Raw genomic sequence first — 12,294 nt, 5'->3', positions numbered from 1 at the left:
TTTGCCGGGTTTTTTATTGGTTCCAGGGCGCCTTGCGCGGGCTGTCCAGCTGCGCAAGGTAGCCGCTGCCACCCAACTGGCGCATCTGCTGACGGATCCAGCCGGCACGCCGTGCCACGTAACTGCTGGGGCGGCTGGCGCTCCAGTTCAGCGGGCTGGGCAGCACGGCGGCCAACAGGCTGGCCTGCTGACGGCTCAGGCGGCTGGCATCGACACCGAAATGATGCTGCGCGGCGGCTTGGGCGCCGAACACGCCTTCGCCCCATTCGGCACTGTTGAGGTACACCTCAAGTATCCGCTCCTTGGACCACAGCAGCTCGATCAGGGCGGTGAACCAGGCCTCCAGGCCCTTGCGCAGCCAGCTACGCCCCGACCAGAGAAACTGGTTCTTGGCCACCTGCTGGCTCAGGGTGCTGGCACCGCGGATGCTGCCACCGCGTTCGTTATGGGCCAGGGCGGCCTGGATGGCGATGAAGTCGAAGCCCCAGTGATTGGCGAATTTCTGGTCTTCACCGGCGATCACCGCCACCTTGAGCTCATCGGAAATGCGCTCCCAGGGCTCCCAGTCACGCTGCAGGTCAATCGGCTGGCCGTTGAACCAGGACTCGACCTTGCGCTCGACCATCAGCGCCGTACCCGGCGGCGGAACCCAGCGCAACACCAGCACCAGCAAAGCGCTGCCAGCGGCGAACCAGAGCAGGGCGCGGACAAGACGGCGGATAATGGACGACAACATAGAGATGGCTTGGCCGAACCGAATGAGCGGGCCATTATACAGACCCTGTGATGACTAGGAGTCGCCTCATGTTGCGTAGTTTTCTCTTGCTCGCTGCCTTTTTCGGGTTCACCGGGGTCGCCCTGGGCGCCTTTGCCGCGCATGGCCTGAAGGGCAAACTGACACCTGAATACCTGGCGATCTTCCATACCGGGGTGACCTATCAGTTGGTCCATGCCTTGGCCTTGTTCGGCGTTGCCGTGCTGGCAACGCAATTGCCCGGTCGCCTGGTCGGTTGGGCCGGTGGCTTGTTCGCTCTGGGGATCGTGCTGTTCTCCGGCAGCCTGTACCTGTTGACCCTCAGCGGCATCGGCAAACTGGGCATGATCACCCCAATCGGCGGCCTGGCCTTCCTTGGCGGCTGGCTGTGTCTGGGGCTCGCCGCCTGGCGCCTGGGTTGACTCGGCGGTCCGAATCGAGACGAATGGCGATGCTTGGCCTTGGTCGCAGCACCTGATCAGGGCTAGAATGCGGGCCCCTAAAAATAATGGTGGCCGTGCGCATGCGCATTCAATTGAACGGTGAACCCTTCGAGTTGCCCGATGGCGAAAGCGTCGAGGCCCTGCTGACCCGCCTGGACCTTGTCGGGCGCCGTGTCGCGGTAGAGCTCAACCTGGATATCGTGCCACGTAGTCAGCACGCAGCCACAGCGCTGTGTGAAGGCGATCAGGTCGAAGTCGTGCATGCCATCGGCGGCGGCTAGGGCCCCAGGAACACCTTGCAAGTCCCTCAACCATTCAGAGGATTTCCGATGAGCAACCTTCGCAGCGACAAGCCCTTCACCCTGGCCGGCCGTACCTTCCAGTCGCGCCTGCTGGTCGGCACCGGCAAATACCGTGACCTTGAAGAAACCCGCTTGGCCATCGAAGCCTCGGGTGCCGAGATCGTCACCGTAGCCGTGCGCCGTACCAACATCGGCCAGAACCCGGGCGAACCGAACCTGCTCGATGTGCTGCCGCCGGATCGCTACACCATCCTGCCGAACACCGCAGGCTGCTACGACGCGGTCGAAGCCGTGCGTACCTGCCGCCTGGCCCGTGAGCTGCTCGATGGCCACAACCTGGTCAAGCTGGAAGTTCTGGCCGACCAGAAAACCCTGTTCCCCAACGTGATCGAAACCCTCAAGGCCGCCGAAGTGCTGGTCAAGGACGGTTTCGACGTGATGGTCTACACCAGCGACGACCCGATCATCGCCCGCCAGCTGGCCGAAGCCGGCTGCATCGCGGTGATGCCGCTGGCAGGCCTGATCGGCACCGGCCTGGGCATCTGCAATCCGTACAACCTGCAGATCATCCTCGAAGAATCGAAAGTGCCTGTGCTGGTCGACGCCGGTGTCGGTACCGCGTCCGACGCCACCATCGCCATGGAAATGGGCTGTGAGGCGGTGCTGATGAACTCGGCAATCGCCAATGCCCAGCAGCCGATCATGATGGCCGAAGCCATGAAACACGCCATTGTCGCCGGTCGTCTGGCGTACCTCGCCGGGCGTATGCCGAAAAAACTCTATGCCAGCGCCTCGTCGCCGCTGGATGGTCTGATCAAGTAAGAGCCCCTGATGACTGAATCGCAAGAAACGCCGATCTCCGCCGAAGGCGAAGAGCGCCAACACCGCCGCATCAAGAGTTTCGTGATGCGTGCCGGGCGCATGACCGAAGGCCAGCAACGTGGTCTGGAGCAGGGTGGGCCACTGTTCATCCTGCCACTGGCCGACAGCCCGGTGGATTATGACCAGGTGTTCGGCCGTTCGGCGCCGCGCACCCTGGAGATCGGTTTCGGCATGGGCCATTCCCTGCTGGAAATGGCCGCTGCCGCGCCGGATCAGGACTTCATCGGTGTCGAAGTGCACCGTCCGGGTGTTGGTGCGCTGCTCAACGGCGTACTGACCCAGGGCCTGAAGAACCTGCGGGTGTACGACTGCGACGCGATCGAAGTGCTGAACAAGTGCGTGGCTGACAACAGCCTCGATCGCCTGATGTTGTTCTTCCCCGATCCGTGGCACAAGAGCCGTCACCACAAGCGTCGTATCGTTCAGCCCGAATTCGCTGAGCTGGTGCGCAGCAAGCTGAAGGTCGGCGGGGTGTTCCATATGGCTACCGACTGGGAGCCCTATGCCGAGTACATGCTGGAAGTGATGAATGTCGCCCCGGGTTACCGCAACTTGGCAGCCGACGGCAAGTGCGTAGAGCGTCCGGCCGAACGCCCGATCACCAAGTTCGAACGCCGTGGCGAGCGACTTGGGCATGGGGTGTGGGATCTGAAGTTCGAAAAACTGGCTTAAGACCTATCGCGGGGCAAGCCCGCTCCCACAGAGGACTCAACATCCCTGTGGGAGCGGCGGTGCGGCGACCCGACTTGCCCCGCGATGCTTTCAGCGCCGATCAGCAACTACGCCAATCAATACCAGCACAATCAGCAGCACCGGCGCCAACGCATAGTTGTTGAACTGCGCCAGGCCCTTCACCACCCACGGCGTGGCATAGATCAGCGCCGCACCGCTGCCGATCATCACCAACAAGGCCATGAACGGTACGCGCAAGGCACCTGCCAGGCCGCCCAGGCGTTGTTCCACCCAGCCTTTGATGTCGGTGCCGAACAGCACCAGCAAACAGCCCACAAGCGCCAGTGAGATCTCCGACAAATTACTGCGACTCCAGCGGGAAACAGTCGAGAGCAGGTCGAGTACCAAGTCCATTCGTAATCCTTAGGTCAAGAAATACTGCAGCAGGTCGTTGAGGAACAACTGGCCTCGCGGGGTAGCGACCAGTCGCGTCGATTCGACCTGCAAAAGGCCCTTTTGTTCGGCCTCGCGGCGGGCTGCAGTCAGTTGTTCCAGCGGCAGTCCGGTGCGCTGGCTGAACAGCTCGGCGTCGACGCCCTGGGTCAGGCGCAAGGCGTTCATCAGGAACTCGAACGGCAGCTCGTCCACCGGCAGCAGCTTTTCGCCAGCCTTGAAGGCTTTGGCCGGGTTCAGGTAGTCCTTGGGCAGGCGGGTCTTCCAGGTGCGCAGGATGCGCCCGTCTGGATGGCTGAGCTTGCCGTGGGCACCGGCACCGATGCCGATGAAGTCACCAAAGCTCCAGTAATTGAGGTTGTGACGCGCCGCGCGACCCGGCTGGGCGTAGGCCGAGACTTCATACTGGGTGTAACCGTGGCTGGCCAGCAGGGCCTGGCCGGCTTCCTGGATGTCCCAGAGGATGTCGTCCTCGGGCAGCAGCGGTGGCTGGTTCCAGAACACCGTGTTCGGTTCCAGGGTCAGCTGATACCAGGACAGGTGCGTAGGGTTCAGCGCGATAGCCTGGCGCAGGTCACCCAGGGCGTCGTCCAGCGACTGGTCGGGCAGGCCGTGCATCAGGTCGAGGTTGAAGTTGTCGAACCCGGCATTGCGCGCCATGTCGGCGGCGCGGATCGCTTCGTCACCGTTGTGAATGCGCCCCAGGGCCTCAAGCTTGGCCTGCTGGAAGCTCTGGATGCCGATCGACAGGCGATTGATGCCCAGTTGCCGGTAGGCCTTGAACTTCTCCTGCTCGAACGTCCCGGGGTTGGCTTCCAGAGTGATTTCGATATCGCTGGCAAACGGGATGCGTTGCTCCACACCCTGTAACAGCCGGCCCAAAGCGCGGGCGCTGAACAGGCTGGGGGTGCCGCCACCAAAGAAGATCGAGCTGATCGGCCGGCCATAGACTGCGCCCAGTTCCTGGTCGAGGTCGGCCAGCAGGGCATCGACGTACGCCTCTTCCGGCAGCTCAGGCGTAGCCGCGTGGGAGTTGAAGTCGCAGTACGGGCATTTACGCACGCACCAGGGAATATGGATGTACAGCGCCAGGGGCGGCAGCTGTGGCAGGGCCGCCCGCGGTGCTTGGGAAGTAAAGCCAGCCTCGCCCAGGTGCAGTGGCTGTGCCGGCGAATGATCGGTCATGCCAGGCCCAGACGTTGACGCAACAGGCTCATGGCGCGGGCACGGTGGCTGATCTGGTTCTTGTCGGCGGGGCTCAGCTCGGCGCTCGAGCAGTTACGCTCCGGCACCCAGAACAGCGGGTCGTAGCCAAAGCCATGCTCGCCGCTGGCTTCGCTCAGGATGCGGCCATGCCACAGGCCTTCGCAGAGGATCGGCAGCGGATCGTCGGCATGCCGGACCAGCGCCAGGACGCAGACGAATTGGGCTCCACGTTGCTCCTGCGGGACGTCCTTGAGTACATCGAGCAACTTGGCGTTGTTGGCCGCGTCACCCTTGCCATCGGCGTAGCGCGCCGAGTAGATGCCGGGTGCGCCACCGAGGAAATCCACGGCCAGCCCCGAGTCGTCGGCCAGCGCCGGCATGCCGGAAATGCGTGCGGCGTTGCGCGCCTTGAGGATGGCGTTCTCGACGAACGACAGGCCGGTTTCTTCCGGCTCGACGCTGCTGAATTCGCCAATCGAGCGCAACTGCACGGTATCACCGAGCATCGCTTGCAGTTCTTTGAGTTTGCCGGCGTTGTGGCTGGCCAATACGATTTGCTGAAAAGTCATCATTCGCCTGGGAAAAGCTCTTGGTTGAAACTGATGGTTTCGGTCTTGCCACCAATGCTAACGTCGATGGTGAAGGTCCGGGTTTCCTGTTGTTCCACAGGGAACTGGGCAATGTAATAGATCGCGCCTTGCTCGGTGATCTGCTTGAACTTCAACGGGACCGAGGCGCTGGTAAGGTCTTTGACGGTGCCGCTGACCTGGGTGACTACCGGCTGCCCGGCCTTGATCACCGACACGTTGATCACGCCCTGGTTCTTGCTGCGTACCAGCTCTGCGGCCTTGGCAATATCCGGCTGCAGGAAGGTCGAGATGAAGGTGCTGTAGTGCACGGTGGTATCACCGAAGACTTCCTGACGTTCGCCCTTGATGGCGTCGGCGGCGACTGCGCTCATGCTCAGGCAGGCAGTCAGTAAAAAGCTCAACAAGCGACCCATGATCGTTCTCCTCCAGTGTGCGGGTTATACCGCGACCTTGTGTTCGGCAAGGCCGGGGCTGCTGACACGGTAAATGCCGATCTCCCCTAGAAGATTAGGCCATAGCTTGCTCGCCCACCCGTGGCGGTGCAAATGGTCGACCGCCAGACGGTCGAGGACCTGGGCGCGACGTTCGCTGCACAGCGCCTCGAAGTCTTCAAAGGTGCAGAAGTGGATGTTCGGCGTGTTGTACCAGGTATACGGCATGAAGTCCGAGACCGGCATGCGACCTTTGGTCGCCAGGTACCAGCGGCAACGCCAGTGGCCGAAGTTGGGGAAGGTGATGATGCACTGGCGGCCCACACGCAGCATTTCGTCGAGGATCCGGTCCGGGTACTCCACGGCCTGCAGGGCCTGGGTCATGACCACCACGTCGAAGCTGTTGCTGGCGAAATTGCCCAGGCCTTTGTCGAGGTCCTGCTCAATGACGTTGACGCCCTTGGCCACGCACTGGGCGATGTTGTCGGGGTCGATTTCCAGGCCGTAGCCGGCGACCTGCTTGTGGTCGCGCAGCGACGCCAGCAGTTCACCGGTACCGCAACCGAGGTCGAGTACCCGGCTGCCGGCGGGGATCCAGTCTTGGATGATTTCCAGGTCGGCTCTCATAGCTTCCTCAGCAGACGATGCGGTTCATGTAGTTCGTGAATCCCGTGATGTAACGCGGGGTCGGGATCAGGAAGGCATCGTGGCCATAGGGCGAGTCGATATCCAGGTAGCAGACGTTCTTGCGCGCGGCGATCAGGGCGTCGACGATCTCCCGCGAGCGCGCTGGCGAGAAGCGCCAGTCGGTGGTGAAGGACATCACGCAGTAGTCCGCGGTGACATTGGCCAGGGTCGCCGCCAGGTCGCCACCGTGGGCCGCGGCCGGGTCGAAGTAGTCCAGGGCCTTGGTCATCAGCAGGTAGGTGTTGGCATCGAAGCGGCCGGAGAACTCCTCGCCCTGATAGCGCAGGTAGCTTTCGACCTGGAACTCGACACTGTGGAAGTCGTAGTTGAGCTTGTCGCTTTTCAGCTCGCGGCCGAATTTCTCGCCCATGGAGTCATCGGACAGGTAGGTGATGTGCCCGACCATGCGCGCCAGCATCAGGCCGCGCTTGGGGATCACGCCCTGGTCCTGGAACGAGCCGCCGTGGAACTCGGGGTCGGTGAGGATCGCTTGGCGGGCTACTTCGTTGAAAGCGATGTTCTGTGCCGAGAGCTTGGGTGCCGAGGCAATGTCCAGGCAGTGACGCACGCGATCAGGGTAGGTGATGGTCCACTGCAGCGCCTGCATGCCGCCGAGGCTGCCACCGACGACGGCGGCCCACTGCTGGATGCCGAGACGGTCGGCCAGGCGGGCCTGGCTGTGTACCCAGTCTTGCACGGTGAGCACCGGGAAGTCGGCGCCATAAGGCTTGCCGGTCAGCGGATTGATACTGCTGGGGCCGGTGCTGCCGTTGCAGCCGCCGAGGTTGTTCAGGCTGACCACGAAGAAGCGATTGGTGTCGATCGGCTTGCCCGGGCCGATGCAGCTGTCCCACCAGCCCGGTTTGCGGTCGTCGGGGCTGTGATAGCCCGCGGCATGGTGGTGGCCGGACAACGCATGGCAGATCAGCACCGCGTTGCTGGCCGCGCTGTTGAGGGTGCCGTAGGTTTCGTAGATCAGTTCATAGGTGGCCAGCGAGCGACCGCAGGCCAGCGCCAGAGGCTCGCTGAACTGTGCCAGTTGCGGTGTTACCAGACCGACCGAATCTTCGGGAAAGACAGTGGACATCGACCCTGCTCACGCTTAAATGAGGCGTAAGTCTAAAGACCACCGGGGTAGGGGGCAAGGAGCGTATCGCGGGGCAAGCCCGCTCCCACAGTGCTCCTGTGGGGGCAGCTGTTGCCACCCGGTGGGAGCGGGCTTGCCCCGCGATCGGGCGCGTAGCGGCCGTAGATCCTGAGCTTGCGATACTCCAGTTACGCCGCGTGGTTTGGGTTTACTGCCGCTTTGCGGCAGATCGCAGGGCAAGCCTGCTCCCACCGGGAGGGGGCAGTCACCTTCAAACCTGGTGTTATCACCGGAGAACTCCCAGGCTTGCCCCGCGAGATATCAGACCAGCAAGCGCAGCATTTCCGGCATCCCGGTCATCGCCGCCAGGTTGTTGATCACCAGCATATCGATCAGTTTCAGCGCCATGAACGCCAGGATCGGCGAGATATCCAGGCCACCGAGGTTCGGCAGCAGGCGGCGGAACGGCGCCAGGAACGGGTCGCAGATCTGGTTGATCAGCTCGGCACCCGGATTGTGGCTGCCCGGAGCAACCCAGGAGAGGATCACGCTGATGATCAGGGCGAAGAAGAAAATCTTCAGGAACAGCGCGGTCACGCCAATCATCGACCAGACCAGCAACTGCAGCGGATTACCGGTGGTGCCATAGGCCAGCAGCAGGGTCAGGCCCATGATCAGCAACTGGACGATGATCGCCAGCAGCAGCGACGACATATCCAGGCCGAACAGGCTCGGGATGACCCGGCGCATTGGCTTGAGCAGCGGCTGGGTGGCGCGCACGGCGAACTGGCTGAGCGGGTTGTAGAAGTCGGCGCGAACCAGCTGCAGGATGAAGCGCAGCATGATGATCAGCAGGTAAAGGCTGCCCAGGGTTTGCAGGATATAGATGGCAGCGGTGTTCAATCCGATCATGTTCGGCTCCTTAGTTGCCCAGTTGTTCGGCCATTTCGGCCGAGCGATGCGCGGCGGCGCTCAGCGCTTTTTCCACCAGCGCTTCGAATCCATCGGCCTGGAACGACTTGATCGCCGCTTCAGTGGTGCCGGCAGGGGAGGTAACGCGGCGGCGCAGTTCGGCGGCGTCGACATCACTGCTGACGGCCATGTGCGCAGCGCCCAGGGCGGTTTGCAGGGTCAGTTTGGCGGCGGTTTCGCGTGGCAGCCCAAGTTTTTCGCCAGCGGCGGTCATGGCTTCGATCAACAGGAAGAAGTACGCCGGGCCGCTGCCGGAAACGGCGGTGACGGCATCCAGTTGCTGTTCGTTGTCCAGCCACAGGGCGATGCCCACCGCCGACAGCAGTTGCTCAGCCTGCTGGCGCTGCGCTGCGGAGACTTCGGCAGTAGCGTATAGGCCACTCACGCCCTGGCGCAGCAGCGCCGGGGTGTTGGGCATGCAGCGTACGATCGGTTGTGCACCGAGCCAGTTGTTCATGCTGGCGCATGTGATCCCGGCGGCAATCGAAACCACCAGCTGCTCGGGCTTGAGGCTGGGTTTGAGCGCTTGGCACACGGCTTTCATGGCCTGGGGCTTGACCGCCAGGACGACAACGTCGGCGCCCTCGACGGCGTCGGCGTTGTCGGCGAACAGTTCAATGCCGTGCTCGGCGTGGATTCTCGCCCGCTGCTCGGCACCCGGATCACTGGCGCGGATCTGCGAGGCATCCAGGCCCTGGGCGCGCAGGCCGCCGATCAGGCTGGCGGCCATGTTGCCGGCGCCGATAAAGGCAATACGAGTCTTGCTCATGTCAGGTCCTTTAGGAAAAAGTTGAAAAAGGCATAGGTCTAAGGCTGGCCATAGTCGCGGGCGCCGAACAGCGCGGTGCCGATACGCACCCAGGTCGCGCCCTGGGCAATGGCTGCTTCCAGGTCGTGGCTCATGCCCATGGAAAGGGTGTCCAGGCTCAGGCCGAGACTGTCTTGCAGTTGGCGAACCCGGGCAAAAGCGGCTTCCTGAGCGGCGCGATCGTCGGTCGGCTCGGGAATCGCCATCAGTCCGCGCAGCCGCAGTCGCGGCAATGCAGCGATGGTGCTGGCCAGCGCCGGTAATTCTTCAGGCGTGCAGCCGGATTTGCTGGCCTCGCCACTGACATTCACCTGCAGGCAGATGTTCAGCGGCTCAAGGCCCTCGGGGCGTTGCTCGGACAGACGTTGGGCGATTTTCAGGCGGTCCACGGAATGTACCCAGTCAAAATGCTCGGCAATCGCACGAGTCTTGTTCGACTGAATGGGGCCGATGAAGTGCCAGGTCAAGGGCAGGTCGGTCAATTCGCCCTGTTTGTTCAAGGCTTCCTGCAGGTAGTTCTCACCGACATCGCGAACCCCGGCGGCAAAGGCCTCACGCACGGCGGCGGCGGGTTTGGTCTTGCTCACCGCCAGCAGGCGGATGTCGGACGGCGCGCGTCCAGCGGCCTCGGCGGCAGCGCTGATGCGGGCGGCGAGCGTGGAAAGGTTGTCTGCTATGGTGGACATTGATCGATGCCGGCGGCTCTTTGGGTCTGCGGCATTCTACCTGCTTGGCAGCCTTTGGGGAGTCTCATGGATGTGACTGAACTGCTGGCCCTGGCAACAAGGGCCGGGGCCTCGGACCTGCACCTGGCGGCAGCAGAGGCGCCGGCCATACGCCTGGATGGACGGCTTTGCCGTCTGGATCAGCCGATCCTGAGCGCTGAACAGGTGCTTGAGTTGCTAGGGCAACTGATGACGGAGGCGCAGAAAAAGGATTTCGAAACGCTTCTGGAAACCGATTTCTCCGTCGCCTTGCCTGGTCTGGCGCGGTTTCGGGTCAATGCGTTCACCCAGTGCCGAGGGCCGGCGGCGGTACTGCGGGTGATTCCGAGTCGGGTGTGCAGCCTTGCCGAGCTGGGCCTGGGCAGCATGTTCCGGCAGATTGCCGAGTTGCCTGCGGGGCTGGTGCTGGTCACCGGCCCTACCGGTTCCGGCAAGTCCACCACCTTGGCTGCTTTGCTTGATCACCTGAACCGGGAGCGGCAACTGCATATCCTCACCTTGGAAGACCCCATCGAGTTTATCCACACGCCACAATGCAGCCTGATCAGCCAGCGTGAAATCGGCCGGCATAGCCATGGCTTTGCCCAAGCCTTGCGCGCGGGGCTGCGTCAGGACCCGGATGTGATCATGCTCGGCGAGCTGCGTGACGCGCAGACGATCCGGCTGGCGCTGACCGCCGCGGAAACCGGGCATCTGGTGCTGGCGACGGTACACGCCGGGTCAGCGGCAAAAACCATCGACCGGCTGGTGGATGTCTTTGCCGCCGAGGAAAAACAGCTGGTTCGCGCCATGCTCGCCGAAGCCCTGCAGGCGGTGGTGTCACAGGTGCTGGTGGAGAAAGTCGACGGTGGGCGCGTGGCGGCGCACGAGATCCTGCTGGCTACACCAGCGGTGCGCAACCTGGTGCGCGAGGGCAAGGTGGCGCAGCTGTATTCGACGATACAAACGGGCGGGGCGTCAGGTATGCAGACCCTGGACAGTTGCCTGCAGGGCCTGGTGACACGTGGCGTGATCAACCTTGAAAGCGCCCGCGTGCGGACGCATGAATGGCGTTAACGCTTGGCCAGGGCCAATTGCTGGCTTTTCGGCAGGACGCGCTTGGCAACTACATAGCGGCTGCGCCAGTAGGGCTTGTTCAGCGTGTCGATGCTGACGCGCTTGCCGGTACGTGGAGCGTGGATGAAGCGGTCGTTGCCCAGATAAATGGCAACATGGTTGACCCGGCGGCTCTTGATGTTGAAGAAGATCAGATCGCCAGGCTTGAGGTCATTGCGATCGACCTTCACACCGTGACCCTGGGCCATGGCATTGGAGGTGCGAGGCAGGTCGATTTCTTCGATGTCGTTGAAGGCGTACTTGACCAGGCCACTGCAGTCGAAGCCCTTGCTCGGGCTGCTGCCGCCCCAGCGGTACGGGGTGCCCAGCACATTGACGGCACGGCTGAGCACGTCGCTGCTTTGTTGCGGCGACATCGACGCGACCGGCAGGCTTGGCTTGCTGGAGCGGGTGCGCAGCTGGGCCTTGGTGCTGACGTTCTTGTTCGAACGCGCAGCCGCAGAATAAGTGGACGGGGTGGAGAAGCCGTTGGGTAAACGTTGCTCACGGTTGGTGGCGTGGGCGGCCAGTGGCAATAATAGGCAAAGGGTCAGCCATGTCTTGAAAAGATGACGCATGGGCAGGGCTCTTGTTGGTTAGCGCGCAACTTTATAACAGCTTTCTGATCACTTTTTGATCCACTGGTCGATTGGTTCCCTCCGTACGTCGCCCTAACACAAAAAAGTCACATTTTTTCTTAGAAAATTTACCGATAACCCTCAGAGGCTATGAATGAACAGTTATCAACAGGATGGACAGCTGCACGACACGCACAGCAAGGTGATCGGTTACCTGCTGTGGATTTTCGGTTTCACCGGGGCACACCGCTTCTATTACGGCAAGCCGGTCACCGGCACGATCTGGTTTTTCACCCTGGGCCTGCTGGGCATCGGCTGGCTGATCGACCTGTTCCTGATTCCGGCCATGGACCGTGAGGCTGACCTGCGCTTTCACGCCGGCCCTCTGGACTACAGCCTGAGCTGGATCCTGCTGACCTTCCTCGGCATTTTCGGCGTACACCGCATGTACCAGGGCAAATGGATCACCGGGATCATCTACCTGTGCACGGGTGGTTTGTTCCTGGTGGGGGTCTTGTATGACTTCTGGACGTTGAACACCCAGGTGTCGCTGGCCAACGCCCAGCGGCGTTGAAAGTGGCGGCCTTGTCGTGATCGACAAGGCCGCCG

The 12,294-nt window shown here is 62.4% G+C and carries 15 protein-coding genes and 3 pseudogenes; 6 read left to right on the top strand and 12 right to left on the bottom strand.

Annotation, left to right across the window (positions count from 1 at the left end; genetic code table 11):
• Window positions 1–13: 13 nt before the first annotated feature.
• Window positions 14–771 (bottom strand): annotated as a pseudogene (gene mtgA / locus PSAKL28_RS25050) (monofunctional biosynthetic peptidoglycan transglycosylase).
• Window positions 772–804: 33 nt separating this feature from the next.
• Between mtgA and PSAKL28_RS25045 the strand changes: the two are divergent.
• The 4 genes from PSAKL28_RS25045 to trmB all read left to right on the top strand — a co-directional run bounded on the left by PSAKL28_RS25045 (window position 805) and on the right by trmB (window position 3,053).
• The gene (locus PSAKL28_RS25045) at window positions 805–1,176 is read left to right on the top strand and encodes a DUF423 domain-containing protein (RefSeq protein ID WP_038615581.1); all 372 of its coding nucleotides are present in this window, start codon (window positions 805–807) and stop codon (window positions 1,174–1,176) included.
• Between the two features lie 101 nt (window positions 1,177–1,277).
• Window positions 1,278–1,478 (top strand): sulfur carrier protein ThiS, encoded by a 201-nt coding sequence (thiS, locus tag PSAKL28_RS25040; protein ID WP_038617011.1) that lies wholly within the window; start codon window positions 1,278–1,280, stop codon window positions 1,476–1,478.
• Window positions 1,479–1,526: 48 nt separating this feature from the next.
• Window positions 1,527–2,321: a thiazole synthase gene (locus tag PSAKL28_RS25035; protein WP_038615579.1), complete on the top strand. Its 795-nt coding sequence runs from the start codon at window positions 1,527–1,529 to the stop codon at window positions 2,319–2,321.
• Between the two features lie 9 nt (window positions 2,322–2,330).
• A complete protein-coding gene (trmB, locus tag PSAKL28_RS25030; RefSeq protein ID WP_038615577.1) occupies window positions 2,331–3,053 on the top strand; it encodes a tRNA (guanosine(46)-N7)-methyltransferase TrmB in 723 nt (240 codons plus the stop codon).
• Window positions 3,054–3,143: 90 nt separating this feature from the next.
• Here trmB and PSAKL28_RS25025 read toward each other — a convergent pair whose 3' ends face one another.
• The 9 genes from PSAKL28_RS25025 to PSAKL28_RS24985 form a co-directional block, all read right to left on the bottom strand.
• Window positions 3,144–3,467, bottom strand: coding sequence for a DUF3392 domain-containing protein (locus PSAKL28_RS25025; protein ID WP_010222202.1), 324 nt, complete (start codon window positions 3,465–3,467; stop codon window positions 3,144–3,146).
• Window positions 3,468–3,476: 9 nt separating this feature from the next.
• Window positions 3,477–4,691 carry a radical SAM family heme chaperone HemW gene (gene hemW, locus PSAKL28_RS25020; RefSeq protein WP_038615575.1) on the bottom strand — a complete coding sequence of 405 codons (1,215 nt, stop codon included), beginning with the start codon at window positions 4,689–4,691 and terminating at the stop codon, window positions 3,477–3,479.
• Window positions 4,688–5,284 carry an RdgB/HAM1 family non-canonical purine NTP pyrophosphatase gene (rdgB, locus tag PSAKL28_RS25015; RefSeq protein ID WP_038615573.1) on the bottom strand — a complete coding sequence of 199 codons (597 nt, stop codon included), beginning with the start codon at window positions 5,282–5,284 and terminating at the stop codon, window positions 4,688–4,690. The genes hemW and rdgB overlap by 4 nt, the downstream gene beginning before the upstream one ends.
• Entirely contained in the window at window positions 5,281–5,715 is a 435-nt protein-coding gene (locus PSAKL28_RS25010; RefSeq protein WP_038615571.1) for a DUF4426 domain-containing protein, read from the bottom strand. The genes rdgB and PSAKL28_RS25010 overlap by 4 nt, the downstream gene beginning before the upstream one ends.
• Before the next feature lie 24 nt (window positions 5,716–5,739).
• Window positions 5,740–6,360, bottom strand: coding sequence for a methionine biosynthesis protein MetW (gene metW, locus PSAKL28_RS25005; RefSeq protein ID WP_038615569.1), 621 nt, complete (start codon window positions 6,358–6,360; stop codon window positions 5,740–5,742).
• Between the two features lie 7 nt (window positions 6,361–6,367).
• Window positions 6,368–7,507 carry a homoserine O-succinyltransferase MetX gene (gene metX, locus PSAKL28_RS25000; protein WP_038615567.1) on the bottom strand — a complete coding sequence of 380 codons (1,140 nt, stop codon included), beginning with the start codon at window positions 7,505–7,507 and terminating at the stop codon, window positions 6,368–6,370.
• A gap of 321 nt (window positions 7,508–7,828) precedes the next feature.
• Window positions 7,829–8,419 carry a YggT family protein gene (locus tag PSAKL28_RS24995; RefSeq protein WP_038615565.1) on the bottom strand — a complete coding sequence of 197 codons (591 nt, stop codon included), beginning with the start codon at window positions 8,417–8,419 and terminating at the stop codon, window positions 7,829–7,831.
• A 10-nt stretch (window positions 8,420–8,429) separates the two neighbouring features.
• The gene (gene proC, locus PSAKL28_RS24990) at window positions 8,430–9,248 is read right to left on the bottom strand and encodes a pyrroline-5-carboxylate reductase (RefSeq protein WP_038615563.1); all 819 of its coding nucleotides are present in this window, start codon (window positions 9,246–9,248) and stop codon (window positions 8,430–8,432) included.
• A 38-nt stretch (window positions 9,249–9,286) separates the two neighbouring features.
• Entirely contained in the window at window positions 9,287–9,973 is a 687-nt protein-coding gene (locus PSAKL28_RS24985) for a YggS family pyridoxal phosphate-dependent enzyme (RefSeq protein WP_038615561.1), read from the bottom strand.
• Window positions 9,974–10,039: 66 nt separating this feature from the next.
• Here PSAKL28_RS24985 and PSAKL28_RS24980 point away from each other — a divergent pair, with 66 nt between their 5' ends.
• Window positions 10,040–11,068: a type IV pilus twitching motility protein PilT gene (locus PSAKL28_RS24980; protein ID WP_038615559.1), complete on the top strand. Its 1,029-nt coding sequence runs from the start codon at window positions 10,040–10,042 to the stop codon at window positions 11,066–11,068.
• Here PSAKL28_RS24980 and PSAKL28_RS24975 read toward each other — a convergent pair.
• A pseudogene (locus tag PSAKL28_RS24975) lies at window positions 11,065–11,493 on the bottom strand (C40 family peptidase); the annotation flags it as partial. The gene PSAKL28_RS24980 and the pseudogene PSAKL28_RS24975 overlap by 4 nt on opposite strands.
• A gap of 89 nt (window positions 11,494–11,582) precedes the next feature.
• Window positions 11,583–11,685 (bottom strand): annotated as a pseudogene (locus PSAKL28_RS28695) (peptidase P60); the annotation flags it as partial.
• A gap of 154 nt (window positions 11,686–11,839) precedes the next feature.
• On the opposite strand from PSAKL28_RS28695, the gene PSAKL28_RS24970 reads away from it, so the two are divergent.
• Window positions 11,840–12,259 carry an NINE protein gene (locus PSAKL28_RS24970; protein ID WP_038615556.1) on the top strand — a complete coding sequence of 140 codons (420 nt, stop codon included), beginning with the start codon at window positions 11,840–11,842 and terminating at the stop codon, window positions 12,257–12,259.
• The last annotated feature ends 35 nt before the right edge of the window (window positions 12,260–12,294 follow it).

This window comes from Pseudomonas alkylphenolica, from assembly GCF_000746525.1.
Lineage (GTDB): Bacteria > Pseudomonadota > Gammaproteobacteria > Pseudomonadales > Pseudomonadaceae > Aquipseudomonas > Aquipseudomonas alkylphenolica.
The sequence above is the reverse complement of the archived record's forward strand: the minus strand, read 5'-3'. Positions and strand labels throughout refer to the sequence as shown.